The sequence below is a fragment of the Kitasatospora sp. NPDC091335 genome, from assembly GCF_044757205.1.
In the GTDB taxonomy this organism is placed as follows: Bacteria; Actinomycetota; Actinomycetes; order Streptomycetales; family Streptomycetaceae; genus Kitasatospora.
The window spans coordinates 325192-350450 of the sequence record NZ_JBIVUM010000002.1; the positions used below are offsets into that span (position 1 = coordinate 325192).

Here is a 25259-nt window from a genome sequence, read left to right on the forward strand (position 1 = left end):
TGCGGGCACTCCGGAAGGTCGGGTCTTGGCAATGAAACAGTAAAGCATTGACAAAGACTCGCTCCGGGCCGGGATGGTTCCCCGGCCCGCGGGGGCGCCCGGGCCGGGGAACCGTCCGGTCAGAGCCCGTAGCGCTCGACGACCTCCTCGTGCCGGGCGAGGTCCGTGCCCGCCGCCTTGGCCAGGGCCGGCCAGGCGAGCGGGTGCGGCCAGCCGTCGGTCAGCCGCAGCAGCAGGGCGTCGGCCGCGGCGGCCGCGGCGGTCGGCGGGACGCCGAGGGCCGCGTAGATCCCGGGCAGGGTGTCGCCGCCGTCCGCCGGGTCGGTGATCCGGTACTGCTCCCTGCTGTACGCCCAGACCGCGTACCCGGCCGCGTGCAGTTCCTCGCGCAGGGCCGACCAGGGCTCGTCGCCGGGCCAGCCGCCGTCGATCCAGTACGTGGTGTACCCGGCCGGGTCGAGCAGGGTCAGGAACTCGAAGACCGGGCGCCAGTGCCGCCGCTCCTCCTCCGGGGCGTCCTCGGCCGGCGGGTGCTCCAGCAGGGCCGGGGCGAAGACCACCAGGTCGCCGTGGTTGAGCGTCAGGTCGTCGCCGAGCACCGGCAGGATGCGGGCGGTGGCCGGGCCGGTCCGGAGGGCGGGCAGGTCCGCCGTCGACCCGTTGGTGCGGGTGGCGCGGACGGTGACCAGCTGCCACTCCTCGTCCACCGGGCCCTCGGGCTCGTCGAACCCGATGTCGAGCAGCGCACCGGTGGAGCGGACCACGGCCCAGTCCCGGTTGGCGCTGGCCGCGGTGATCAGGTGCCACAGGTCGGGCTCCCGGACCGTCCGGTGGCCGTCCTCCTCGGCGGTGCCCCCAGCTGCGCCCTCGGCGGGTGCCGCGCGCTCCAGCAGCTCCAGGTACAGCCGCTGCGCGGTGGCGTGGTCGCCCAGCTCGGTGGCGGCGCGGGCGGCGAGGCGGCGGGTGTTGAGCACCTCGTCGTCCAGCGCCAGGATCGCCCGGCACTGCTCCAGCACCTCGGCCCAGCGGCCCTCGGCGGCGGCCCAGCGGGCGCGTATCCAGTGCCCGTCGGCCGGGGCGGAGGCGGCCACCCGGTCGGCCAGACGGCGGATGCCCTCGGTGTCCCCCGCGTCGATCAGCATCTCGCCGAGCGCGCCGGTCAGCTCGCGGTCCTCCGGGTCGTCCTCCAGGCACCGCCACAGCAGGTCGGCCCCGGCGCGGGTGTGCCCGAGACCGCCCAGCACGGTGGCCAGGAGCAGCGTCAGCCCGGTGGCGCCGGCCTGCTCGCCCCGGTACCGGTCCAGGGCGGCGGAGAGCAGGTCGGCGCCCGTCTCGTAGTCCACCCCGGCCTCGGCCAGGTGGGCCGTCAGCTCGCCGGGCGGGACGGGCAGCTCGGGCTCCGGCAGGGCCTCGGCGGCCGCGCGCAGGGCCGCGACCCGCTCCGACACGCCGTCGGTGCGCCGCAGCCGGGTGAGCTTGCGCTCCCCCGTCGCGGCGAGCGTCAGCGCGACCGTGCGGGCGCCGCGGGCGACCGCGAGCCGGCCGGCCGCCAGCAGCAGGTCCACGCAGGGGCGGTGCGAGCCGACGCCGTCCAGGTACCCGACCCAGCCGGCCAGCACGGCGCCCAGCCCGGCGTCGTTCTCCCGGGCGCCGGCCGCGACCAGCAGCTCGACCGTCTGCGTCCAGGCGCTGCGCAGGTCGGCGTGCCGCTCGGCCTCGGCCTGCTCCGGCAGCAGGGCGAGCGCCTCCTCGGTGCGGCCGAGCGAGGCGAGCGCGCGGGCCCGCAGCAGCGCGCCCCAGCGCTGGTCGCGCTCGTCCAGCCGGTGCCCCTGTGCCTGCTCGGCCCGCTCGGCGGTGTCGAGCAGCTCCAGCACCTCCTCGTGCCGGCCCAGCAGGTGCAGGGTGCCGGCCCTGGCCTGGTGGAAGCGGAGCGAGACCTGCTGGCCGGCCGCCCGCATCCGGTTGGCCGCGGAGTCCAGGTGGTCCAGCGCCTCGGCTGCCCGGCCGTCGTCCTCCAGGGCGTCCGAGTACTCGCGGGAGAGGCAGTCGTAGCAGGCCCGGTCGAGCTCGATCCGCTCCAGCGTCTCGCCGACCACGGCGAGCCGCTCGGCCACGTACCCGGGCCCGTCGACCCGGGCGTGGCAGATCGCGAAGTCCTGCACCACGCAGACGGACTGCGGGCAGCCCGCCGTCTCCTCCCGGTGCGCGAAGTCCAGCAGGTCGACCGCCTCGGGCAGCGCCGCCTCGCCCTGCTGGCGCTTGTTCAGCAGGTTCTGCATCCGCCAGTGCCGCAGGTAGACCTCGACCCAGGGCAGGCCGAGCGCCCGCGCGGCGGCGACCGCCTCCGGGTAGAGCGCGTCCAGCTGCTCGTTGCGCCCCTCGGTGGCGTGCTCGGGCAGCTCGACGACGGCGTCGGCGAGCCGGTGGTGGCCGGCCTCGGCCAGCTGCCGGTGGGTGTCCCGCACCCAGGCCCAGATGTCGGTGGTCATGCCTGTTCCCCCTGCGTCGTGCTGATGGGTCGTCTGCCGCGCCCCACTGGCGGTCCGTCCGTCACGGCTCCTCCGAGAGGGCGCCGGGGCTGTCCGGGACCGCGGGGAGACCGGCCGGCACGGTGGCGGTCAGGGCGGAGACCGCGGTACCGATGCCGCCCAGTGCGGCGGTGAGGTCACCGCCCTCGCCGGACGGGCCCGACGAGGCCGCGGCCATGATCACCTTGAGCGAGCGGAGCAGCCCGGCCGCGGTCGCGCTGCCGGTGTGCCCGTCGCGGTAGGCGGCCAGCAGGTCCTGGACGGCGGGACTGGCCAGGTTGAGGTAGAGCCTGGCCCTGACCTCGCCGTCGGTGCGGGCGGTGAAGGCGCGGGCCAGCCGCAGGGCGGCGGACGGTATCCGGGCGTCCGCCTGGTCGTCCTCGATCCTGGCCTTCAGCTCGGCCTCGCGGTCCGGCACCAGCACCAGCGGCAGTCCCGGCGGGTCGAAGCGGGCCGGGACGAGCTGCTCGCCCGGGTCGGCGAGGGCGCCGGCCAGCCAGGCCGACTCGTGCTCGGGCAGCGGGCGCTCCGGGTCGCGGAACAGCTCGCGGTTGCCCTGCTCGCTGCCCAGCTCGACCAGCCGGCAGCCGCGCAGCCGGGCGTATCGGCGCAGGAACGGCAGGACGGCGTAGCGGTCGCCGCGCGCGATCGGCACCTGCATCGCCCGGTACAGCATCTCCTCGAAGCCGCCGCCGCTGCCGAGCGTGACGTGCACCGCGCCGCCTCCCGCCGCCCGCAGCGCGCCGGCCGTCAGGTCGCCCTGCGAGGTGGGCACCGGGACGTCGTCGGCGAGCAGGGTGAACAGCCGCTCGTCGCAGAGCGCGGCGCCGAGCAGGTCGCTGCCGTGCCGGGTGAGGATGCGGCGCCAGGCGGCGGGCCGCAGCCTGGCGGTCTCGTACAGGCCGTCCACGATGGCGTCGGTGAGGGCCTTCCCGAGCGCGTGGTAGTGCTCGTCGCGCTGGAGGTCCTCGCGGCTTGCGGTGGGGGTGAGCCGGTTGGACTCGACCACGCCGCCGATGAACCCGGCCCAGCCGGGCAGCAGGTCGCGGGCGTCCTCGGCGAGCAGCATGCCGCGCAGGTAGACGGCGAGGTCGCGGTTGTCGCTGCTGCCGTAGGTGCTGCCGTCCTGGACCCAGAGCAGGCCGACCGCGTCGGTGACGCCCTCGACCGGGTGGACGGGGAAGGCGGTGAGCGGCTCGAAGCGGCGGCCGAAGGCGGCGGCGAAGCGCATCCGGGCGGCGTACCGGTCGCCCGCCGCCTCCGTGCGCCAGGGCACCTCGACGGAGTTGACCGGCCGCTCGTCCTCGCCGACGTGGACCGGGATCGGCAGCAGCACGCAGTACCGGCCGAGCACGTCGCGCAGCAGGTCCTCGTCGGCGAGGTGGCGGTGCTCGGCCTTGAGCGCCAGTTCGACCACGGTGCCGGGCCGGGGCCTGGCGGGCACCGGATCGACCCGGTACTGCTCGCCGCCGCGGCTGCGGTAGCGGTGGCCGAGCCGGGGCTCGCGGTGCGAGGTGGTGGTGACGGTGACCTCGTCGGCGATCGAGAAGGCGGAGAGGAAGCCCAGGCCGAAGGCCCCGATCAGCTCCTGGTTGCCGGTCAGGTCGCGCAGCATCCTGGTGTAGCCGGTGCCGACGGTGGCCAGGTAGGAGTGGATCTCGGGCTCGGTCAGGCCGGCCCCGGTGTCCTCGATGGCGACGGTCCGCCGGGCGGCGTCGGCGCGCACCCGGATCAGCGGACGGTGGTCGCCGTCCGGGTCCTCCAGGAGCCGGCGGGTGTGCGAGTCGTGCGCGTTCTGGACGAGTTCGCGCAGGGCCACCAGCGGGGTGGAGTAGAGGTGGGTGGCGAGGACGTTCACCAGGCCGCCGAGATCGACCTCGGTCGTCCGCAGCTCCTCGGCGGGGGTGGGCTCGGGCTGGGCACCTTCAGACATGGGTCCTCAGTGTGCCAGTGCGACTATCCGGCGACCATTTCTTTGTCCTCGGAGCGCTCCTGACGCAAGGACGGAGCACCGTCAACCCCGGATCGACCGGTCTTCCACCATCGGGGGAATTGTCACCCGTCCGGTGGAGTTCGTCCGCCGCGCCGGTGGATGCTGGACGGGCGACGTCAGGCCACGGTGCGCCGGAGCGGCCACTCCGGACGGCGCCACCATTTCGCACCTCCAGTCAGGGAGACCAGCGTGTCCCGTTTTCGCGCAGCCGCCGCCGTCACCGCCCTCGGGGCGTTCCTCCTCCTCGGTGCCGGTGCCGCCACCGCGCACGCCGACGCCGGCGCCGGCGCCGGCGCCGGCGCGCCCGACCGTTCCAACGGCAGCACGGTGAACGACTCCGGCTCCGGCAACATCATCGGCAACGTCCACGGCAACGTGGTCAACACCCAGCAGGCGGCCACCGGTTCGGGTGCGGGTGCGGGCAACCAGGACAACGGCCTCGCGGTGACCGGCAACACCGGGAGCGTCGAGTCCCACCAGAACAACGGCAACGGCGGGGGCAGCTGACCGCACGTCCTCCCCCGGCCCCGGCAAGGGGCCTCTCAGGAGAGCCCCAGCACCGCCCGGCCGAGCCGCAGCAGGCAGTCCCCGAGGTCCGGCCGAGCGCTGTGCGGACGGTTCCGCACCCCGTCGTTGACCAGCGCGAACAGCGCGTGCACCCGGATCCGGGCGGCCGCCGCGTCGGACTCCGGGCGCACCTGCCGCAGCAGGCCGACCCAGGTGCGCAGGAAGTCCCGCCGGAAGTCCACCGCGGCCCTGCGGTCCGGCGGGGCCAGCCGCTCCGTCTCGCTGAGCATCGCGCCCAGGTAGTCCCCGTTGCGCAGCGCGAAGCCGACGTACGCGCCCAGCCCGGCCGCGAGCGCCGCCCCGGGCCCGGCGGCGGTGGCGATCGCGCCGTCCACCTCGTGCCAGAGTCGCTCCCGGCCGCGCACCAGCGAGGCGGCGAGCAGTTCGGCCTTGCTGTCGAAGTGCCGGTACACGCTGGGCCCCGAGATGCCGACGGCGGCGCCGAGCTGGTCGGTGCTGACGTTGTCGAAGCCGCGCTGGTGGAACAGCCGGACGGCCGCCGTGAGCAGTTCCTCCCGGCGCGCCCGCGGCCTGGGCGCCGGCACCGGGACGGCGGCCGGCCCCGCGGCCGTTCCGTCCAGGGAGACCGCGAGGACGGCCGCGACCGTCTCGCGCAGCAGCGCCTCGGCCCGGCGCGGCCGGGGCACCGCCGACTGGTAGGAGAGCCCGGCGCACGCCGAGAGGGCCGACCAGCAGAGCAACTCGGCGTCGGCGGGGGTGAGTCCGGGCCGCTCCGCACGCAGCACCGCGACCATCAGGGCGAGGTCGGCGCGCAGTTCGCGGCGCAGCGCCGCCCGCCGGGCCGGCGGCAGCAGCCGGGCGTCGCGCTGCACCAGGGTGCCGAGCGGGCGGTGGCCCACCGCGACGGCGGCCAGCGCGGCGCCGAGGTCGGCGGTGGTACGGGCCGGGCGCAGCCCTTCGGCGAGCGCGTCCAGGCCCGACCGGACGGCGCGGTCGAGCAGTTCGGGCTTGCCGCGGAAGTGCCGGTAGAGCGCGGGCGCGGTGATGCCGACGCCGGCGGCGACCTCGGTCATCGAGACCTGGTGGTAGCCGCTGCGGTGGAAGCGGTCGGCGGCCACGGCCAGGATCTGGGCGCGCCGCCCGGGCGGCCGTCGGACCACCATCGCGGGCCTCCCTCCCCTTCGGCCGGGCCCCGTCCCGGCGCCGGGACGGCATCGGGGCGGCACCCGGGCCGGCACCCGGGCCGGCACCCGGGACGGCATCGACGGAAGGCTAGCAAGGATTCACTTCGTACCCGCGCCGACCGTGCTCCCCACCGCCTTTCCGCGCCCGGCCGACTCTGGACAGCCGAAGCTACCGGGGATTAACTTGTGGGGCCATCACCAGGCACGTTACGCCCCGGCCGGCAGCCCCGGCCGGTGCCGTCGAAGGGAGCGCCGCCGTGCGCCGCACCGTGTTCACCGAGGACCACGAGGCCTTCCGGGAGACCATCCGGGACTTCATCGCCAACGAGGTCGTCCCGGTCTACGAGAGCTGGGAGGCCGAGGGCCACCCGCCGCGCGACTTCTACCGGCAGCTCGGCGCGCTCGGCGTCTACGGCATCGAGGTGCCCGAGGAGTACGGCGGCGCGGGCGAGAGCGGGTTCAAGTACCAGGCGGTGGTCGCCGAGGAGACCGCCAGGGCGGGCGTGAGCTTCGGCTCCTCCGGCGTGCACACCGGCCTGGTGCTGCCCTACCTGCTGGAGTACGCGAACGAGGAGCAGAAGCGGCGCTGGCTGCCCGGCTTCGTCTCCGGCGACATCATGACCGCGATCGCGATGACCGAGCCCGGCGCCGGCTCCGACCTCGCGGGCATCTCCACCACCGCGCGGCTCTCCGAGGACGGCACCCACTACGTCCTGAACGGCGCCAAGACGTTCATCACCGGCGGCGTGCTGGCCGACCTCGTCCTGGTGGTCTGCCGCACCGCCCCGCACGACCCGGAGAACCGCCGGGCCGGGCTGTCCATCCTCTGCGTGGACACCGCCTCCGAGGGCTACACCGTCGGCCGCAAGCTCCAGAAGATCGGCCTGCGCACCTCGGACACCGCCGAGCTGGCGTTCAGCGACGTCCGGGTGCCGGTGGAGAACCTGCTCGGCGAGGAGGGCAGGGCGTTCTCCTACCTGACCCACAACCTGGTGCAGGAGCGGCTGGGGATCGCCGTCAGCGCGTACGCGTCGGCCGCGGCGGCGGTGCGGTTCGCGGTGCAGTACGTCAAGGACCGCAAGGTGTTCGGCAAGGCGGTGGCCGAGTTCCAGAACACCAAGTTCACCCTGGCCGACTGCGAGGCCCAGGTGGTGGCGCAGCAGTCGATGGTGGACCGGGCGCTGGAGCTGTACCAGAACGGCGAGCTGACCGTCGCGGACGCGGCCGCGGCGAAGCTGTTCTGCACCGAGTCGGCCTCCACCGTGATCGACAAGTGCCTCCAGCTGCACGGCGGTTACGGCTACATCCTGGAGTACCCGATCGCCCGGCTCTACACCGACAACCGGGTGTTCCGGATCTACGGCGGCACCAGCGAGGTCATGCGCAGCATCATCGCCAAGTCGCTCGGGCTGTAGGGCCGTTCGGGCCACAGCGGTCGAACGGTCGCAGTGGTCGAACGGTCGCAGCGGTCGAACGGTCGCAGCGGTCACGGTGGTCGAACGGTCACGTTGGTCGCAGCGGTCACGGTGACCGAGCGGCCGGACCGGTACGGCGGGTCGCCTCCGGGCGGCCCGCCGCGCCCGTGACCGCGGGAGGGTTCCGGCTCAGTTGGGCGAGCCGTGCTCGGCACGCCACGCGTCCCAGCCGGCCGTGGACGCCACCCGCGCCTCGTGCAGGGCCCGGTGAGCGAGGGCGGTCGGCTGGGTCTCCAGGCCGCGCACCCAGCTGCGGCCCGCGGTGACCAGCGCCGCGCAGACCATCGTCGCCCCGGCCGCACTGAGCACCGTGCCGATCGCGGTGAGCACCGCGCCGCCGGTCAGCACCGAGCGGTTGACCTGGAACCCGCTGAAGATTCTCTGGTTGGTCGCCATGCCTCCACGATGCGGGCAGTCGGCGGGGGCTGCACGTCGGGCCGCCAGGACCGGACGGTTCCAGGGCCCCGGGGTGCGGGGCCTCCGGGTGCGGGGCGCCCGGCCGTCCGCGACCCTGGGCACACGGAGTGCCCGGAACCGGCGCCCGGAGCGAGCACCCCGGGCACGTTCCCTGAGCACCTTCCCGGAGCACGTTCCCGGAGCAGCGAGGAGGAGGCGCGGATGCCCGATCTCGAACAGCTCGCCGTGGAGCACGCCGCCCTGGCGGCCGAGAGCCCGCACGGGCGCAGCGCCCACCTGGTCCTGCACGACGGCGTCCTGCGGCAGACCGTGATCGCGCTGACCGCGGGCACCGCGCTGGACGAGCACAACCCGCCCACCGCGGGCAGCGTCCTGGTGCTGCGCGGCCGGGTCTCGCTGACCATCGCCGGCCGGCGGCTGGAGCTGCCGGCCGGCCGCCTGGAGCCCGTCCCGCAGGAGCGGCACGGACTGCTGGCCCACGTCGACTCGGTGGTGCTGCTGACCGCCGTCACCGCGTAGCGGGCGGGGGCTCCGCGGGGCCGAGCACACTGTCGCTGACCAGCCGCAGCCCGCGCAGGAAGTCCGTTCCGCTGGGAGCGAGTTCGGGCGCGGCCAGCCACTGGGCGCTGTAGCCGGCCAGCAGGGTCTGGTAGAACGAGCCGCGGACGACCTCCTCCTCGGTGTCCGGCACCTCGGGCAGCCCCTGGAACACCGCGGCCAGCCCGAGCCGCCCCTCCTTCTGTGCCGCCGCGAAGGCCTGCGCGAGTTCGGGCGCGTGCCCGGCCTGGGCGAGCGCCTCGAACTGGGCCGCCCAGAGCCCGCGGTGCTCGGCGAAGACGTCCCGCAGGCCGTCCCAGACGGCCGCGAATCGCACCTCCGGGTCGTCCGACACCCGGTTGGCGGCGATCACCACCGCGCCCAGGGCCTCCCCCATCTCCCCGATCGCCTCGATCATCGCCGCGTTGAGCAGCGCATCCTTCGAGCCGAAGTGGTAGCCGATCGCGGCCAGGCTGACACCGGAGGCGGTCGCGATGTCGCGGGCGGTGGTGCGCCCGTAGCCCTTCTCGTACAGGCAGCGCTTGGCGCCGGCCATCAGGTCTTCGCGGTTTCCCATGCCCCGATCCTACGGAAGACCTGGACGAATGTCTTGCACGGATGTCTTGCACGCTTGATTTACACATCCGTACTATACAAGCGTCTGACACGCCCGTACCGTCTTCCCATGACCGCAACCACCGGCCGCGCAGGCCGTCGCGAATGGATCGGCCTGGCCGTCCTCCTGCTCCCGACCCTCGTCCTCACCATGGACATGGGCGTGCTCTTCTTCGCCGTCCCGTACATCTCCACCACGCTGGCGCCGAGCGGCACCCAGCAGCTGTGGATCATGGACATGTACTCGTTCCTGCTGGCCGGGCTGCTGATCACGATGGGCGCGCTGGGCGACCGGATCGGCCGCCGCAAGCTGCTGATGATCGGCGCCGCCGGCTTCGCGGGCGCCTCACTGCTGGCCGCCTGGTCGCAGGACGCCGGCCAGCTGATCGCGGCCCGCGCGCTGCTCGGCGCCGCCGGGGCCACCGTGATGCCCTCGACCCTCGCGCTGATCCGCACCCTGTTCGACGACCCCAGGCAGCGGCAGATCGCGCTCGGTGCCTGGGGCGGCGTCCTCACCGCCGGGGCCACCCTCGGCCCGGTCGCCGGCGGACTGCTGCTGGAGCACTACTGGTGGGGCTCGGCCTTCCTGCTCGCCGTCCCGGTGATGGCCCTGGTGCTGCTGACCGCGCCCGTCCTGCTCCCCGAGTACCGCTCCGCCGCCCGCACCGGCCCCAAGGGCCGCTTCGACCTGCTCGGCGCGGTGCTCTCGCTGGCCGCGATCCTGCCGCTGGTCTACGGCGTCAAGACGATCGCCATCGAGGGCTGGAGCCTACTGCCCGGGCTCGCCGTCCCCGCCGGACTGCTGCCGGCCGCCGCCTTCGTCCGGCGCCAGCGCACCGCCGCGAACCCGCTGCTCGACCTGAGCCTGTTCCGGATCCGCACCTTCACCGGCGCGATCAGCGTCAACACCATCGCGATGTTCGCGATGATGGGCTTCACCCTCTTCACCTCGCAGTACCTCCAGCTGGTCAAGGGCATGAGCCCGCTGACCGCCTCGCTCTGGTCGCTGGTGCCGAGCGTGGGCGTCGGCGCGGCCGTCGGGATCAGCTCGGCGCTGGCCGGGAAGGTCCGCCCCGCGGTGCTGATGGGCGGCGGGTTCCTGGTCGGCTCGGCGGGCTTCGCGATGATGACCCGGGTCGGCGCGCACTCCCCGCTCGCGTTCATCCTCACCGCGGCCGGCGTGCTCGCCGCCGGGACGGTCGGCACCATGACGATGACCGCCGAGATGGTCGTCTCCGCCGCCCCCGCCGAGCAGACCGGCGCCGCCTCCGCCACCTCGGAGACCGCCGTCGAGCTCGGCAGCTCGCTCGGCATCGCGCTGCTCGGCGCGGCCGGCGCCGCGGTCTACCGCCACCAGCTGGACGGCGCCCTCCCCGCGGGCGTCGAGGGCGAGGCCGCCAGGACCGCCCAGGACACCCTCGGCGGCGCGGTCACCGTCGCCGCCCACCTGCCCGGCCGGCTCGGCACCGACCTGCTGGAGACCGCCCGCGCCGCCTTCACCGACGGCCTCCACGTCGCCGCCGCGGTCGGGCTGGTCTTCGCCCTGGGCGCCGCCGTCCTGGCCTACCGCCTGATGCGCCACCTCCCGGCCGCCGCCCCCGCGCCCGAGCCCGAGCCCGCCACCGTCTGACCCGTCCGGCACCGATCCACGCGAGTCATCGAGAGCCCCCGCCCACCCCGGGCGAGGGCTCTCCGCCGTTCCGGCACGGTCAGCGGCCGTGCTCGCGAACCTGGAAGGCCATCCCTTCAAGGCCGACCCAGCCGTCGAGCCCCTCGGCCTCCGACTCGTCCGCGAGGCGGCCGGGCCAGTCGTCCTCGGTCTCCGCGAGGCCCTGCTCTTCGGGCGTCCCGATCATCGATTCGTTCGTGCGGGGAAGGTAGCGCCTGGACCGGTGCTCGCCCCGGACGGCCGAGCCGACCTTGCACGGGCAGCTCGCGGCGGTCGCGGCGGTCGCGGCGGTCGCAGCGGTCGCGGCGGTCGCAGCGGTCGCGGTGAGCCTTCACCCGGTCCAGGCGTGCGGTGCCGTTCGTCCACTGATCGCGCCGGTACGGACGAGGGGGTGGACTTCGGCACCCGTATTCGGCCAGGTGGGCCCCGTGGCACTCGTTCCGTCCTCGCGATCCGCTCGAACGGCACCTGGTTTTTGGCCAGCGTTTCCCAGCTGGTGTATCCGTTCGCCGTCAGGGCCAGGCATACTGGCCAGCACGGGCGGTAGCGCCCGCCATGACCCTAAACAAGAAGGGACCGGTGGCCAGGGATGCTGCGGAACGGTCTTGAGCCCTGGCACATTCTCGTGGTGCTGGCGGTCGTCGTCCTGCTGTTCGGATCGAAGAAGCTGCCCGAGATGGCCCGCGGCCTGGGCAAGTCCATGCGCATCCTGAAGGCCGAGACCAAGGCCATGCGCGAGGACGACACCCCGGCGGACGCCGCTGCCGCCGGCACCGCGCAGAGCACCGCCGCTCCCCAGCAGAGCGCCGACCGTCCGGCCGTCACGCCGACCAACGTGACCAAGGCCACCGAGACCAAGCGGCCCGAGACGACCGCCTGAGCCTCCGTCTCCTCCTTCGGAAAGCCCCCGGTGAGCCACCGGGGGCTTTCCGCTGTTCCGGGCCCGGCCGGGACCGCTCCGGTGTGCCGACCCCCGCCCTGACGCCCGACCGGCCCCGCCCGACCGTCGACTGGCCGCCCGATCTGATCCGTTATCTCCTGGTATGCACCCACGGAGGAACGGAGTCCCGGCATGCCGACCGACCAGCCCGGCGACGAACTGGCCGAGCTGCGGGCCCGGCTGAGCGCCGTCGAGGCCCAGGAGGCGCAGCTCGCCGACAGTTGGCCACCGGGCCGGTGCCACGCCCGCCGCGGCACCGGACACGCTCCTTCCTCGCCGCCCTGCTGATCGTGCTGGCCTGCGTGCTCACCCCGCTCAGCGCCCTCGCGCTCTGGGCGAGGTCCGAGATCAGCGACACCGACCGCTACCTGGCCACGATGGTCCCGCTGGCGAGGGACCCGCGGGTCAAGGCGGCCGTCACCGACCGGGTGACGGCCGAGATCATGAAGAAGCTCCCGCTCGACTCGCTGCTCGACGGCATCGCCCCGGACGACAAGCCCAGGCTCGGCGCCCTGCTGGGCGGCATCGGCCAGGCCCTGGACAGCGGGCTCGGCGGATTCGTCCACACCCAGGTCGCGCGGTTCGTGGACAGCGAGGCCTTCGTCACCGTCTGGACGGACGTCAACCGGGACGCCCACGCCGCGGTCGAGAAGATGGTCACCGGGCAGGGCGGCGGCGCCGTCGAGGTCCACGACGACACCGTGGTGCTCGACCTCGCCCCGGTGATCGCCCGGGTGAAGACCGCCCTGGTGGACCAGGGCCTGCCGCTGGCCTCCCGCATCCCGGAGATCCACACCTCGTACCCGCTGGTGCGGTCCGACGCCCTCCCCGAGGTCCGCACCGCCCTGCGGGTCCTGGACCTGGCCGGCTTCTGGGTGCCGGTGCTGGCCGGCGCCTGCGCACTCGGCGGGGTGCTGCTGGCGGCGCGGCGCCGCCGGGCGGTGGTGGCGACGGCCCTCGGCATGGCCGGCGGGGCCCTGCTGCTGGGCATCGGGCTGAGCGTGTTCCGGGCCGTCTACCTGGACAGGCTCCCGGCCGACGTCGACCAGGCGGCGGCCGAGGCGGTGTACGACACCCTGGTGCGCTACCTGCGCTCGGCCGTCCGGGTGACGGTCACGCTCGGCCTGCTGGTCGCGCTCGGCGCCTGGGCCATCGGCGGCGGACGGTGGGCGCGCACCGTCCGGGGCGGCTGGCGCGCCGGGCTGGGCTCGGTGCGGCGGGTGGCCGGACGGGCCGGGCTGCGGCCCGGGCCGGTCGGCCGGTTCGTCCACCGCTGGAAGGCCGCACTCGGCTGGCTGGCCGTCGCGCTCGCGGCGCTGGCCTTCGTGCTGTGGAGCCACCCGACGGTGCTGGTGACGCTCTGTCTGGCGCTCGGACTGGTCGCCGTCCTGGCGGTGCTGGAGCTGCTGGACGAGCCGGGGCGGGGCCGGGAGCCCGGGCGGCCTGAAGGAGGAGCCGCGGTCTCGCCCTGAAGGACGATCACCCGGGGCCCCACGCCTTCTAGGGTCGACGGAGTGTGGGGAACGACGTGGAGGGGCCCGCGGCTGCTGCGGCCCGCGCTGATCGCCTCCGGGCTGGGGTACCTGCTGCTGGCGGGCCGTCCGGACGCGCTGACGACGGCCGACTGGGCGGTCGCCGCGGGCTCGCTGCTGCTCGCGGCGCTCGGCGGGCGCCTGCCGCTCGCGGTGGCACTCGGGCAGTGCGCGCTGACCGTGCCCGCCGTGGCGCACGCCGTGCAGGTGGAGGTGAAGGTCGGCGTGGCGGCGGCCTTCTTCGAGCTGGCCGTACGGCGGTGGGGTCGCCGGGTGGTGTGGCTGTGGGCCGTCCTGCTCTGCGCGGAACTCGCGCACACCTGGCCGTCAGCACCCGCCGCACTGCCCGCCGCGCTGCCCGCCGCACTGCCCGCCGCACTGCCCGCCGCGCTCTACCGGACAGCGCTGTTCGGCGGCGTGCCGGTGCTGCTGGCCGCCTACATCAGGGCCGCCGAACGGGTGCGGCGGGCGGCCGAGGAACGGGCCGGGGAGGCCGAGCGCAGCCGCGACCTCGCCGAGTGGGGCGCCCGGATGGGCGAGCGCGCCGCGATCGCCCGCGAGCTGCACGACATGGTCGCCCACCACCTGGCCTCCACCGTGCTGCGGGTGGGCGTCGCCCGGCACGTCCTGCCGGACGCCGACCCCAGGCTCACCGCCGTCCTGGACGACGTGCACGCCGGGGCCACCGCCGCCCTCGCCGACCTGCGCCGGCTGCTCACCGCCCTGCGCGAGCCCGACGCCGGGCAGCTGGCCCCGCTGCTCGCCGAGACCGCCGACCTGCCGGCCGCCGTGGCCGGAGTGGTGGAGCGCTCGCGGGCGGCCGGGCTGCGGGTCGACGCGGTGATCGGCGGCCGGCTCGCCGAACTGGACGCGATCGGCGGGCTGACGGTGCTGCGGCTGGTCCAGGAGGGGCTGGCCAACGTGGTGAAGCACGCCGGCCCGGGGGCGCGGGTCCGGCTGCGGGCGACGACGGAGGACGGGAACGTGGAACTGGAACTGGAGAACACCCAGGGGGCGGGCGGCCCGGCCCCGGTGGGCGGCGGCGGGCACGGGCTGCTCGGGATGCGGGAGCGGGTCGCCCTGGTCGGCGGCACGATCGAGGCCGGTCCGGTGCCGGACGGCTGGCGGCTGGCCGCCTCCTGGCCGCTGGGGGTGGCGGCATGACCAGGGTGCTGATCGTCGACGACCAGCAGCTCGTCCGGGCCGGGGTGCGGATGCTGGTCGAGTCCACGGACGACCTGACGGTGGCCGGGGAGGCGGCGGACGGCGCCCGGGCGGTCGAGCTCTCCCCGCGGCTGCGGCCGGACGTGGTGCTGATGGACCTGCACATGCCGGGGATGGACGGCATCGAGGCCACCGCGCTGCTGCTGTCCCGCCTTCCCTCCGCCCGGGTCGTGGTGCTGACCACCTTCGACGACGACGACCGGCTCTACCCGGCCCTGGCGGCCGGCGCCTGCGGCTTCCTCGCCAAGGACGTCGAGCCGGGCGCGGTGCTGGACGCCGTACGGCGGGCGGCGGCGGGCGAGAGCCCGTACAGCCCGGCGGTGCTGCGGCGGGTGGTGGCGCGGGCGGCGGAGGACTGGGCGGGAGCGGAGCGGCGGGGTGTGCCGGTCCATGTCACCGAGCGGGAGGGCGAGGTGCTGCGGCACCTCGCGGACGGGCTGTCGAACGCCGAGATCGCCGGACGGATGCACCTGGGGGTGACCACGGTGAAGACCCACGTGTCGAACCTGATGACCAAGACGGGCAGCCCGAACCGGGTGCGGCTCGCGGTGCTGGCCATCCAGCGGGGGCTGGCCTGAGCGGAGCAGCCCGAGGGGCGGCCGCGAGCGCCTGCGGAGAAGCTGGGCGGGATGTCCGAGAACCCGCTGCCGCCGCCCGTCGACCTGCGGGCCTGGTGCTGGCTGCTGTGCGCGTCCACGCTGCTGATGACCGGGTACTTCACACTGCCGCTGGAGTGGCTGGGCGACCGCCGGCCGCTGCTGAGCTGGCTGGTGTTCGCGGGTGCGCTGGTCGGGCTGACCTGCCTGCTGCTGGCCAAGATCGTCGGGGTGCTGAGGGGAACGGCGAAGCGGCCGGTGGTCTGGCTCGCCTTCCTGATCTGCCTGGCGCTGACCGTCTTCTCGACGACGTACTACGTGCTCGGCTCGCACAAGCCGGAGTTCGCCGGGCTGGAGACGCGGCTGGACGCGCTGTACTTCACGGTCGTCACGCTGGCGACGGTGGGGTACGGCGACATCACCCCGGCGGGCCAGACGGCCAGGCTCGTGGTGGTGCTGCAGATCGGGTACAACTTCGTGTTCCTCGCGGCGGCGGCCGGGACCGCCTCGCGGGCGGTCCGCGGGAACGTGGAGCGACGGATCCGGGGGAAGGGCTGAGTCCGGTGTCCGGCGAGTCCGGCCACCGCTCCCGGCCCCCGGGCAGCGTCTCGCGGGGGACGTCGGCCCGGCCGGCTTCCCCCGCGCTGCGGTAGACCCACAGCGTTGTCCACAGGCTGTGGACAACGCTGTGGGCTCAGGAGCGGCCGGCGTCGATCACGCAGAACCGGTTGCCCTCGGTGTCTCCCAACACTCTGAACTAGTAGTTCTGGAGTGGCAGCGGGATGGGTACGGCAACGCTGGTCAGGAGCACGTCTGCGGGTCGCGGGAAGTCGGTGCGCTCCAAGCCCGCTGTGACCAAAGAGACCAAAAATCTTCTGGCTGGGACGGTATTCACCGAGACCCTTCGGGGCGTCCGGTGCGTTCGCCTCTCGGTGCTGACCGACGAGACCACCAGCCCTGAGCGGCAGCGCGACGCGGCCGACCACGTAGCCGGTGAGCTTCGTATCGACTTCGGCCAGGGCGACGCCCTACGAGAAGCCGTCGACCTTGACGTCAGCGCATCCAAGACCAGCCCGTGGGAGCGCCCCCAGCTTCTCCGCTGGCTGAGCGACCCGGATGCCTACGACGCGCTTGTCTTCTGGCGCTTCGACCGCGCGATCCGGTCGATGCAGGACATGTACGCGCTCGCCAACTGGGCGCGGAAGCAGCGGAAGGTGCTCGTCTTCGCCGAGGGGCTGGGCGGGGGGCGGCAGGTCTTCGACTTCCGCAACGCCATGGACCCCATGGCGGAGCTCCAGTTGTTCATGCTGGCGTTCGCCGCACAGTTCGAGGCCCAGAGCATCAGCGACCGCGTGAGCGGCGCCCAGGCCGCGTTGCGGGCCATGCCGCTCCGTTGGCGCGGTGGTGGCCGTCCGCCGTACGGCTACATGCCCGCCCCCATGCCTGAGGAGTTCGGCGGCAAGGGATGGACGCTCGTCCCGGACCCCGACGCGGTCAAGGTGATCGAGCGCATTATCCGTGAACTGCTGGAAGGCCGGACCGTTTCCGCAATCGCCATCGGCCTCAACGCGGATAACGTGCCCACGCCGCGCGATCACTGGGCCGTCAAGAACGGTCGCGAAACGGGCGGAAAGACCGGAGGAGTAAAGGGACTCACACGGGACCGGTTCAAGTGGACTCCGGGCGTCATTACTCGAATACTCCGCAATGAAACACTTCTCGGCTGGAAGATGCACAAGGGGAAGCCCGTCCGGGACGGTCAGGGGAATCCGGTTATGGCCGCCCTGAACCCGATCATGACTCGCGAAGAGTTTGATCAGGTCGGCGCGGTTCTCGACTCGCGATCGACGCAGTACCCCAGCGAGCGAACAGATTCAAATGCCTTGCTGCTGGCTGTAGTTCACTGCGCCGGCTGCGGGGGCCGCATGTACTTCAACCGACAGGAGAGCAGCACGGCACAGCACCCGACCTACGGGTGCGGCCACCACGCGCGCGGCGTGAAATGCGAGCAGCCTGCCTATATTCGGCACGACTGGGTGGACGATTTCGTCACTTCCGAATTCCTGCGCCTGGCTGGCCCTATCCCGGTGACTCGCACAGTCGAGATTCCGGGCTATGACCCCCAGCCCGAGATAAATTCCACCATGGCGGAGTACGAATCCCACTTGGAAGAGAAGGGGAAGCAGAAGTCAAAGTCAGCGCTTGCGATGTGGGAAAAGCGCCGTGACGCCCTCGACAGTCGGCTGATCGAGCTGGAGTCCCGGGAGAAGACGGAGCCGCAACGAATCGTCACAGCCACGGGACGCACCTACGCGGACGAATGGAAGGAGGCGGACACCACCCAGCGACGGGGCATGTTGGTCGACGCAGGGGTTCGGCTCGACGTACGAAAGGGCACGCGGGGCGGGTGGCGAAAGCTTGATACCCGGCGCGTCGACTTCAGCATGTCCGGCGAACTGGACCTGGTCGCCGAAGAGCTTGACGCCATCTCCCGACAGGCGGAGTCCGACGTCCGGGGAGACCGCCCGGCAGCCCACAGCAAGATCCGAACGGCGGCCCCCGTGGCCGCCTGACAGCCCCACGCGGCCCCGGTAGGCCCTGAGCCTGCCGGGGCTTCTTCATGCCCGCAGGCGGGCGTCTGGGTCCTTCCAGGTCGGCGCTCGCACGGGGCGCCTGGCCCATCAGCGGCCGGATCGGGCGGGGCCGATGGTGTAGTGATGTTTTGACGAGTTTTCCAGTACGTCATAGAAAACTCTTAAGCAATCAGGAAACGGCGCCAAACCATCTGCGCATCATCCTCGGGTCCGGGAAGTCCTTGCGCTCTAGCCCCTTTGAGAGAGCCAAGAACCCGGAAGGGGGTTCCATGTCATCTGCGCTGATGCGCGATACGGGCATCCAGAAGAGGACGGCGCCGTTCGGCGTTTCGATCCGGAGTTCTGGGGGCGTCAACACGATCAGTGGGTATGCCGTTCGCTTCAATGAGCTGAGCCACGATCTGGGCGGGTTCCGGGAGCGGATCGCCCCGGCCGCGTGGACTCCGGCGACGGACCGAAGCGATGTACTCGCTACGTTCAACCACAACGTTGACTACGTCCTTGGCCGGCGCAGTTCGGGAACACTCCGGCTCACTGCGGACGCGTCGGGGATTCGCTATGAGATCGACGTCCCGAACACACAAGCCGGCCAAGACGTCGCTGAGTTGATCCGGCGGGGCGACGTGGTCGGCAGCTCGTTCACTTTCCGGGTCGACCCGGGCGGGCAGGAGCGGGCCAGCGATGACGACCCCGAGACGGGTCTTCCGGTCCGCGTGATCACGTCGATGACCGTCTACGAACTCGGCCCGGTCACCAATCCGGCCTACCCGACGACGACCACAAGCGCCCGTTCCCTGGACGCTGCCCATCCGATCGAGAGGGAGTCCCGCATGACCGACGTACCTATCCGAACGGCGGACGGATTCCTTCCTGTGAACCGGCGTGCCATTCCGAACGGCTCTCAGTGGACGGCTACGGAACCGGCCGCACTGTGGGTAAACCTGATCGGCCCGAAGTCCCGTTTCCTGGCGAACATCCCGGCGTCGAACAAGCTGCCCATGCACGAGGCTTCGATGATGCTCCCGGCGACCAAGACCGCCGACGGCGGATACGTGGACGCCAACACGCCGATCCCGGAATCGGACACGGACCTGCCCTCCCGCACGTGCTGGGCAACCAAGTTCGGCGCGCTGGAGAAGGCGTCGTCCGAAGTCCTTCAGGACGCCCGTCCGGATCTCGTTGCCGGGATCAACCAGTCCCTTGCGCTCGCCATGGCGCGGGGCATCGACAAGGGCCTGTTCAACGGCGCCGGACCGGCCGACCCGAACGACCCGCGCCGTGTAACTGGGCTACTGCCTCAGGGAGTTACGAATAACGCGGCTCCGTCCGTCACTGAGATCAGCGCGGCTATCAAGCGCATGGAAGCCACCGGTGCTGAGGCCACGGTCCTATGGGTCGACCCGGTGGCCGCCGAAGCGCTCCGTGCCGAGATACCCGCCGCGCAGTGGAAGGAAGCGATCTACGGACTGGTACCGGTCGTCACCCAGTTCCTTCCCGCCAATACGGCTGTGGTGGCTGACAGTTCGCGAATCTTCGTCGGACTGCACAGCGGTATCTCGATCACGGTTTCCCGCACCGCCCCGGAGGCGTTCTTGCAGGACCGGGCGCTGTTCCGCGCGCTCGCCCGCGTTGCCGGCGTCTGGGTGCAGGAAGCCGGGTCGGTGCAGATCGTGAGCGCCACGCTCCCGGCCAAGACCCCGGACCTTCGGTTGCTCGCCGACCAGCCGGAGTCCTACCTGAACTCCCCGGAGATGATGGCCGCCCAGGCTGCGCAGCACGTTCAGGAGATGGCCGACCACCAGGCCGACCCGAGCAAGCGCTTCACGGTGTCCGCGCCGAAGCTCACGGACGACGAAGCCCAACAGCTCCGCAGCCAGCGACAGCGGGCACAGGCCCAGAAGTGATCACGACCACCGGAGGTAGGGGGGTGTCCCGGGTATGGGGATGCTGAGGAAGGGGGCGGCCCATCTCGCCGCCCTGTGGCGCTGGCACGGCCGACCGCCGCACCGTGAGCCACTGCTGATCGAGATCGCCGCGCGCCTGGCCGAGATCGGACTCAGGAACGTGCCAGTGCCCTGCCAGCACTGCACCGGCACAGGACACGTGGCTGCCGTCGTCCTGGCGTGGACGACGCCGATCCGCGACGGCGGCAGGCGTGAGCGTCACAACGTACACACGTCTTGCCTCGCGTGCTGGCGGGACACGGGCCGGACCGACGGCTTGCCCGTGCTCGAAGGGGCGAGACTCCACCGGCGCCGGACACCGAAGCCGGGCACGGTGATCATCTGCGCCTGACATCCGGCGCACCGGCCGCTGGGCAGAGGGAGAGCGCGGTGAAAGTTCCCGGCGCGTGCCCGCTGGCGTTCCCGGTCCCAGCTCGCCGTACGCGTCCGTCCCGCCCAGGCCCCCACGGACTGTCCGCCAACTCGAAAGGGGAAGAGATGAAACGAAGGTGCGCGCACTCGCCGTGCGGCGCCGAGATTCCTGTCACCGCCGACCCGCGCACCCGGTACTGCACGGACGCACACCGGCGGGCAGCCTCGCGGGCCCGCAAGGCCACAGAGGCGGTCACCAGAAGCCGCCCAGCACCCACAGGACCGACCGGGGAGCGCTACCCGGCACTCCGGGCCATTTGGGATGCCGTAGCCGCGCAGATCGCCGCCGAAGGCGTCATGGTGGCCGGCTCCTCTGGCGTGCCGGTCTCGCACCCGCTGCTGCGGTTCCTGGGGCAGCTCGATGCCGCGCTGTCGGCACATGAACGGGTCAGCGAGACCGCCGTCGAAGCCGATCCCATCGCGGTGGCTCAGGCTGCCGCCCGGACAGCGATGGAGGCATACCGCCGTGAACAGTCCGAGCGATGAACTCCGTGATCTGGCATGCATGTTGGGAGACCAGCGGTCAGACGAGATCGAAGTCCATCCACTCTGGCCGGTCTACGTCGCGCTGTTCCGCGCCGAGCTGAGGACCGATCCCCGCCCGGACGAAGTCAGCGTGATCTGCGGCTGTCCCTCGCACTACTGAGTAGCCCATGCAAGCAAGAGACCCCAGCGGACCATCCCGCTGGGGTCTTTCTGCGTTCCGGGCCGGGTCAGATATCGCCGAACTCGCCGGAGCTGACGGCGGCGACGAACGAAGCCCACGCGGCGGCTGGGAAGATCAGCGCGGGCCCCTCGGGGTCCTTGGAGTCTCGGACGGGGACGGTGCCGGTGAGGCCACTGAACGACACTTCGACGCATTCTCCGCCGTTGCTGCTGTATGACGACTTGAACCACACGGCGGTCACGGCAGTTCCTTCCTTCGTTCCCTGATCAGAGCCACAGAGTCCGCCTGTGAACGTGCCATGGCCTGGAGCTGATAGTAGGTCCCGAGGATAGGTAGCACGGCCGCACTGTCCCGCTCCAAGTTGCCTTGCCGTGAACTCTCGGCGTAGCACATGAGCGCGCGGTTCGGGAAGGTCAGGATGTAGACCGGGAGATCGAACGCCCGATCAGCACCAAGGGTCAACGGGGCAACCTGAAGCATGGTGTGCGGCATGGCGGCGAACTCAATCAGGGCATCCAGCTGACCAGCCATGACGCTGGCGCCGCCGATCGGTCGCTGGATGCAGCTCTCATCCAGGACTGCATGGATCACTGGCGGTGGGTCGCGTCGCAGTTTCTCTTGCCTGCGTGCGAGAACGGCAACCCGCCTGTCGGCCCTCTCGGCAGTGATGCTGCCGCGTCGAACCGCTCCGGCTGCGATCTCCCTTGCGTAGTCGAGCGTCTGTAGGACGCCGGGGATGATGCCCAGGGTGAACACGCGAAGCTCTGTGGCCTTCGCTTCCTCGGCTACGTAGGCAGCAAAGCCTTCGAGAAGCGTGGCGGAGTCGCCTTCGCGGGCCTTGTTCGTAAAGATCGGCCCCATAGCAAATGCTTTGTCAAGTTCCCGTGCAACAGGTGGAGTTGCGCGCCTGTGACCATTTTCCATCTGAGAGATGTGGGTAGGCGTGCAGCCGATCATCTGTGCGACGTCCTGCTGTCGCCAGCCCCGTTCCTCGCGCTTGCTGCGAAGGAAGGCGCCAAACTCAGATGCGGGTGACGCTCCGGGGTCTAGCTTGGACTTGTTCATGGGCCAATTTTTCTACTTAGCAAGCGGATTCGGGACGTTGCGTACCGAAGGAGGCTAGAGGAAAGTGGGCGCTCCTGGTAGCCAAGGCACTACGGAACGGAGCCCCCCCATGGCGCCACGTAGACGCACCCCCGCAACCCCGACGCACCCCCAGTCGGCGTCCGCCGGCTCCCCGCCCCTGGCCGATACGGACTTGGAGTCCGAGCCCGACGTGTGCCCGAGGGACGGCGAGGTGATCGTCGCCAACGAGCCGGGCCCGGACAGGTTCGCCGAGTGGTCGTGCGCGTCGGGTCACTTCGGCTTCTTGCTGCCGCCGGAGTACGTGGAGTTGCACCCGGAGGACGACCGCGTTCAGGTGTGCGGCACGAAGCGCCGCAGCGAGGCGAACGCCGCCCGCGTCGTGGTGTGACAGTCCGGTCCTGGAGCCGACTGTGGCTCCACCGGGTCACCCACCCGGTAGTCACGGTTCAGATGTTCTGGGGGCTCCACCTTCAATTCGCCTGGCCGGTAACGATGTTCAGCCAACGGCGTCGCCGGATCATCCGTGACGAGCGCGCCCACGTGACCCCCCGGCACGTGGAGCTTCGGGCGGAACTCGATCGGCGCCGTCTGGGACTGCCATCGGCCCCCGAGTAACACCTACAGACCCCCGTCCCGCCCGGACTATCAGTCACGTGACGTCCGGCCGGGACGGCTTCAACTCCCGTACCCCGCCCCGGGGCTGAAAAAAGTGGGCGGAAGGGTTTGGTACGGGAACGGTCCCGTCCGTACGCGCAACCAACCCCCGTCGTGGACGGGCGGGGCCACCACCTGAAGACCCCCGACGGGATCCTGCTTGCCGCCGGGAAGCACAACCCCCCGTCCCGGTGACGTGCCAAGGGACGGACGCGGACGACCGGGCGGGGGGCTCATCATCCACATCGAGGAGAGGCGCATGGCGAGGACGAGTCCGAAGGGAGCAGAGCGCCGCGTGGTCGTGCTCCGCCGAGAAGCACGGAACAGGACTTCTGAGCCGGAGGTGAAACCCCAGTTGAACGTTGCTTCACTCGGCTCCGTCGCACGGGACTCCCGCGCCGGCGGGCGGATCGGCATCGTTCACCGCACGACGGGCCACTACGCCTACCTTCGGGAGCCGGGAACGGTGAACGACGTCTGGGAGTGCCCGGTGACCCTGGTCGGACCGCCCAGTCAGGAAGCGGCGGAGCTTGCCCAGCGGCTTGACGTGGGAGTTGTTCCGCACAGGGACCACCCGGAGTAGCCCCCTTCGACTCCCGGCACGATTGCCGGGGCGCCGGTCCCCGCCGGATGTTCTGACACAACGTTTGGCCGGGGGCCGGCATTTCAAACTCCCGCCCCGGGGCTGTTTCCTCTCCTGTCTCCCCCGGGGCGGGGCCCATCGTGCCCACCATTGGACGGTAACTCCCTTGAACAGCAAGGATATTCGGCGCCCGGAGCGTTGGGTCAGAGCTGAGGTTCTGATCAGGAACGTGCATGGGCGGGTCTTGCTCATGGAACCCACGGACCGGCCGGGCTTCCTGCTGCCGGGGGGACTCGTCCGCCCTGGCGAACAAGTAGCGGACGGTGCAGCGCGAGAACTCGCCGAACAGACCGGTCTGCGTCGGCTGCCCACGCATCACCTGGGCGTCGACCAGGTCCCGGCCAACCCGGCGACGGGCGACGTCGAAGGGTTCAGCATCGTCTGTGACGGCGGGGACGCGTCTCTTCTGGAGATGAAGCTGTTGGCCGAACAGGGCGTCCCGGTCGCCGGGTTCAAGGCGTTCAGCGGGCACCGGTGGGCGTCGCTCGATGAGCTGAACGACCTCGTAGACTCGTACATGTTGACGCGCCTCCGGGTCGCCCTGGGCGTCCTGGACGGTGGACTCCGTCAGCCGCTTCTGTACATGGCGCAGCCGGCGCCGGATCGGCGTAACGCGTGATGGGCGAGACCTCCGGCGGCGGCTTCAACCCAGAGGGCAAAACGTGGCGCGCCGAGTACACGTTCCGGGGGCAGCCCGGTATTCCCGGGGTTATTTCCGGCGGCTCCGACGTCCACGGGTTCGCTGCCACGCATTCGTTCGAACGACTGGCCGCGCACCTGATTTCGGAAGCCGCACGACGCTGGTGGACGCTGGACGTCCCGTCCGTGATGGCCGACTTCGGTGAGATCCTTCTCCGCCACGGCCAGGCGGTCGCGATGCAGCGGGGCAAGTGGACGTACGAACCGGGCGGACGCCAGGAATGGGCGGACGTCACCGTGACCTACCACCCGGTTGGCCGGATCGAACCGGCCTGAGGGCGAGAAAGCCCCGTCCAGGTCCGCCTGGGCGGGGTTACTTCGTGCGGTCCTTCACGTAGCTGCCGCGCCGGGGCACCGTGAAGGCGTACCCCTCACTCCTGAGATAGGCGATTGCGTTCCGGGCCGTGTTCCTGGCGACGCCGTACCGCTGGACAAGATCAGATTCGGACGGGATCGGGCGCCCGACTGCAAGCGAGCCGTTCTCGATATCCCTGATCAGGTCCGCTGCGATCTGCCTATAGGGCGGATCGGGGGACTCATAGTCGATCACGGAGAGGGTCATAGGAAGAAGCCTAGACAAGCCTGTCCGTCGAGCCATACCCATGCATGAGCCTGCTCATGGGTGGACGTACCTATACAAGCAAGGTACTTTCAATGCAACAAAACCCCGGCGACCGCGCCAACGGTCCCGGGGATGGCCCTAGCTTTCTCGGAGCTAAGACATGACCCAGCTTATCGTTCTGGCTGCCCTTTGGGCGCTGCGCTTGCTGCTGCCGGCACGGGGAGAGCACCGCGCCCCCAACGCCCAGGCGCCCCAGGAAGCCCCCGCCATCTGCGGGTGGCGCCGACCGTTCCCCGCTCATCTGCTGATCCGCTCCATGCCCCTCCCGGAGCCCACAAGGGTGGTCCCGCTCTACCTCGAAGCCTGGGAGCAGATCCCCGACGGCGAGAAGGCAGCCGTACTCAAGAAGCAGGCAGCAGAACAGATGGAGGAGTGGGTGAAGACCGAACGACGCACGGCAGCGTTCGCGGCACAGCTCGATCTTCCCGACCCGCTTCACTGGCTGGACGACGCGACAACCGCCGACCGGGTACTTACCGGGGCGGTGGCGTGATGACCGACACCACCGACCAGGAAGAGACCCCCGAACCCGGTGTCACCCACATCTGCGCCCGGTGCTCCGGCACCTGCCGCGTGACCGCCATTGGCCACGTGGAGCAGCAGACCGGGGCCGGGTGGACCGTATGGGGCTGTGACGACTGTGCACCGGCCCTCCGTAAGCTGATCGGCTAGACCCTCTGC

The 25259-nt window shown here is 71.8% G+C and carries 27 protein-coding genes; 18 read left to right on the forward strand and 9 right to left on the reverse strand.

Features of this window, described 5'->3' with window-relative positions:
* Nucleotides 1-119: 119 nt before the first annotated feature.
* Together ACIQOW_RS06360 and ACIQOW_RS06365 are read right to left on the reverse strand one after the other, a co-directional pair.
* Entirely contained in the window at nt 120-2489 is a 2370-nt protein-coding gene (locus ACIQOW_RS06360; RefSeq protein ID WP_401080309.1) for a hypothetical protein, read from the reverse strand.
* A gap of 61 nt (nt 2490-2550) precedes the next feature.
* A complete protein-coding gene (locus ACIQOW_RS06365) occupies nt 2551-4461 on the reverse strand; it encodes an ATP-binding protein (protein ID WP_401080311.1) in 1911 nt (636 codons plus the stop codon).
* A 249-nt stretch (nt 4462-4710) separates the two neighbouring features.
* On the opposite strand from ACIQOW_RS06365, the gene ACIQOW_RS06370 reads away from it, so the two are divergent.
* Nucleotides 4711-5028, forward strand: a complete 318-nt coding sequence (locus ACIQOW_RS06370; RefSeq protein ID WP_401080313.1) for a hypothetical protein — start codon at nt 4711-4713, stop codon at nt 5026-5028.
* Between the two features lie 35 nt (nt 5029-5063).
* Here the strand turns inward: ACIQOW_RS06370 and ACIQOW_RS06375 are convergent, their stop codons facing one another.
* Nucleotides 5064-6212, reverse strand: coding sequence for a TetR/AcrR family transcriptional regulator (locus tag ACIQOW_RS06375; protein ID WP_401080315.1), 1149 nt, complete (start codon nt 6210-6212; stop codon nt 5064-5066).
* A 278-nt stretch (nt 6213-6490) separates the two neighbouring features.
* On the opposite strand from ACIQOW_RS06375, the gene ACIQOW_RS06380 reads away from it, so the two are divergent.
* Nucleotides 6491-7648 carry an acyl-CoA dehydrogenase family protein gene (locus ACIQOW_RS06380; RefSeq protein ID WP_188299971.1) on the forward strand — a complete coding sequence of 386 codons (1158 nt, stop codon included), beginning with the start codon at nt 6491-6493 and terminating at the stop codon, nt 7646-7648.
* A 189-nt stretch (nt 7649-7837) separates the two neighbouring features.
* Here the strand turns inward: ACIQOW_RS06380 and ACIQOW_RS06385 are convergent, their stop codons facing one another.
* The gene (locus ACIQOW_RS06385) at nt 7838-8104 is read right to left on the reverse strand and encodes a hypothetical protein (protein WP_188299972.1); all 267 of its coding nucleotides are present in this window, start codon (nt 8102-8104) and stop codon (nt 7838-7840) included.
* 222 nt (nt 8105-8326) lie between these two features.
* On the opposite strand from ACIQOW_RS06385, the gene ACIQOW_RS06390 reads away from it, so the two are divergent.
* Complete coding sequence (locus ACIQOW_RS06390) at nt 8327-8644, forward strand: cupin (protein WP_401080318.1); 318 nt, start codon at nt 8327-8329, stop codon at nt 8642-8644.
* On the opposite strand, the gene ACIQOW_RS06395 is transcribed toward ACIQOW_RS06390, so the two are convergent.
* A complete protein-coding gene (locus ACIQOW_RS06395; protein ID WP_401080320.1) occupies nt 8634-9239 on the reverse strand; it encodes a TetR/AcrR family transcriptional regulator in 606 nt (201 codons plus the stop codon). The genes ACIQOW_RS06390 and ACIQOW_RS06395 overlap by 11 nt on opposite strands.
* Before the next feature lie 108 nt (nt 9240-9347).
* On the opposite strand from ACIQOW_RS06395, the gene ACIQOW_RS06400 reads away from it, so the two are divergent.
* Nucleotides 9348-10907, forward strand: coding sequence for an MFS transporter (locus tag ACIQOW_RS06400; protein ID WP_401080322.1), 1560 nt, complete (start codon nt 9348-9350; stop codon nt 10905-10907).
* Nucleotides 10908-10986: 79 nt separating this feature from the next.
* Here the strand turns inward: ACIQOW_RS06400 and ACIQOW_RS06405 are convergent, their stop codons facing one another.
* Nucleotides 10987-11133 carry a hypothetical protein gene (locus ACIQOW_RS06405; protein WP_401080324.1) on the reverse strand — a complete coding sequence of 49 codons (147 nt, stop codon included), beginning with the start codon at nt 11131-11133 and terminating at the stop codon, nt 10987-10989.
* Between the two features lie 402 nt (nt 11134-11535).
* Here ACIQOW_RS06405 and tatA point away from each other — a divergent pair, with 402 nt between their 5' ends.
* The 10 genes from tatA (at nt 11536) to ACIQOW_RS06455 (ending at nt 20853) form a co-directional block, all read left to right on the forward strand.
* Entirely contained in the window at nt 11536-11826 is a 291-nt protein-coding gene (tatA, locus tag ACIQOW_RS06410) for a Sec-independent protein translocase subunit TatA (RefSeq protein WP_401080326.1), read from the forward strand.
* 192 nt (nt 11827-12018) lie between these two features.
* The gene (locus tag ACIQOW_RS06415) at nt 12019-12174 is read left to right on the forward strand and encodes a hypothetical protein (protein WP_401080328.1); all 156 of its coding nucleotides are present in this window, start codon (nt 12019-12021) and stop codon (nt 12172-12174) included.
* A complete protein-coding gene (locus tag ACIQOW_RS06420) occupies nt 12123-13358 on the forward strand; it encodes a hypothetical protein (protein ID WP_401080330.1) in 1236 nt (411 codons plus the stop codon). The genes ACIQOW_RS06415 and ACIQOW_RS06420 overlap by 52 nt, the downstream gene beginning before the upstream one ends.
* Nucleotides 13359-13400: 42 nt before the next feature.
* Nucleotides 13401-14582, forward strand: coding sequence for a sensor histidine kinase (locus ACIQOW_RS06425; RefSeq protein WP_401080332.1), 1182 nt, complete (start codon nt 13401-13403; stop codon nt 14580-14582).
* A complete protein-coding gene (locus tag ACIQOW_RS06430; protein ID WP_401080334.1) occupies nt 14579-15220 on the forward strand; it encodes a response regulator in 642 nt (213 codons plus the stop codon). Before ACIQOW_RS06425 ends, ACIQOW_RS06430 begins: the two co-directional genes overlap by 4 nt.
* Before the next feature lie 51 nt (nt 15221-15271).
* The gene (locus tag ACIQOW_RS06435) at nt 15272-15796 is read left to right on the forward strand and encodes a potassium channel family protein (protein ID WP_401080336.1); all 525 of its coding nucleotides are present in this window, start codon (nt 15272-15274) and stop codon (nt 15794-15796) included.
* Nucleotides 15797-16089: 293 nt separating this feature from the next.
* Entirely contained in the window at nt 16090-17811 is a 1722-nt protein-coding gene (locus ACIQOW_RS06440; protein ID WP_401080338.1) for a recombinase family protein, read from the forward strand.
* Between the two features lie 290 nt (nt 17812-18101).
* Nucleotides 18102-19736, forward strand: coding sequence for an HK97 family phage prohead protease (locus tag ACIQOW_RS06445; RefSeq protein ID WP_401080341.1), 1635 nt, complete (start codon nt 18102-18104; stop codon nt 19734-19736).
* 768 nt (nt 19737-20504) lie between these two features.
* Nucleotides 20505-20693 (forward strand): hypothetical protein, encoded by a 189-nt coding sequence (locus ACIQOW_RS06450; protein WP_401080343.1) that lies wholly within the window; start codon nt 20505-20507, stop codon nt 20691-20693.
* Nucleotides 20694-20712: 19 nt separating this feature from the next.
* Nucleotides 20713-20853 (forward strand): hypothetical protein, encoded by a 141-nt coding sequence (locus ACIQOW_RS06455; protein ID WP_401080345.1) that lies wholly within the window; start codon nt 20713-20715, stop codon nt 20851-20853.
* A gap of 67 nt (nt 20854-20920) precedes the next feature.
* On the opposite strand, the gene ACIQOW_RS06460 is transcribed toward ACIQOW_RS06455, so the two are convergent.
* Nucleotides 20921-21115: a DUF397 domain-containing protein gene (locus tag ACIQOW_RS06460; protein ID WP_401080347.1), complete on the reverse strand. Its 195-nt coding sequence runs from the start codon at nt 21113-21115 to the stop codon at nt 20921-20923.
* The gene (locus ACIQOW_RS06465; protein ID WP_401080349.1) at nt 21112-21939 is read right to left on the reverse strand and encodes a helix-turn-helix domain-containing protein; all 828 of its coding nucleotides are present in this window, start codon (nt 21937-21939) and stop codon (nt 21112-21114) included. Before ACIQOW_RS06465 ends, ACIQOW_RS06460 begins: the two co-directional genes overlap by 4 nt.
* A 232-nt stretch (nt 21940-22171) precedes the next feature.
* On the opposite strand from ACIQOW_RS06465, the gene ACIQOW_RS06470 reads away from it, so the two are divergent.
* The 3 genes from ACIQOW_RS06470 (at nt 22172) to ACIQOW_RS06480 (ending at nt 24232) form a co-directional block, all read left to right on the forward strand.
* The gene (locus tag ACIQOW_RS06470) at nt 22172-22348 is read left to right on the forward strand and encodes a hypothetical protein (protein ID WP_401080350.1); all 177 of its coding nucleotides are present in this window, start codon (nt 22172-22174) and stop codon (nt 22346-22348) included.
* 1015 nt (nt 22349-23363) lie between these two features.
* Nucleotides 23364-23876, forward strand: coding sequence for an NUDIX domain-containing protein (locus ACIQOW_RS06475; protein ID WP_401080352.1), 513 nt, complete (start codon nt 23364-23366; stop codon nt 23874-23876).
* Nucleotides 23876-24232, forward strand: a complete 357-nt coding sequence (locus tag ACIQOW_RS06480) for a hypothetical protein (protein WP_401080354.1) — start codon at nt 23876-23878, stop codon at nt 24230-24232. The genes ACIQOW_RS06475 and ACIQOW_RS06480 overlap by 1 nt, the downstream gene beginning before the upstream one ends.
* 37 nt (nt 24233-24269) lie before the next feature.
* Here ACIQOW_RS06480 and ACIQOW_RS06485 read toward each other — a convergent pair whose 3' ends face one another.
* The gene (locus ACIQOW_RS06485) at nt 24270-24518 is read right to left on the reverse strand and encodes a GntR family transcriptional regulator (protein WP_401080356.1); all 249 of its coding nucleotides are present in this window, start codon (nt 24516-24518) and stop codon (nt 24270-24272) included.
* A gap of 160 nt (nt 24519-24678) precedes the next feature.
* Here ACIQOW_RS06485 and ACIQOW_RS06490 point away from each other — a divergent pair, with 160 nt between their 5' ends.
* A complete protein-coding gene (locus tag ACIQOW_RS06490; protein WP_401080358.1) occupies nt 24679-25071 on the forward strand; it encodes a hypothetical protein in 393 nt (130 codons plus the stop codon).
* Nucleotides 25072-25259 lie beyond the last annotated feature (188 nt).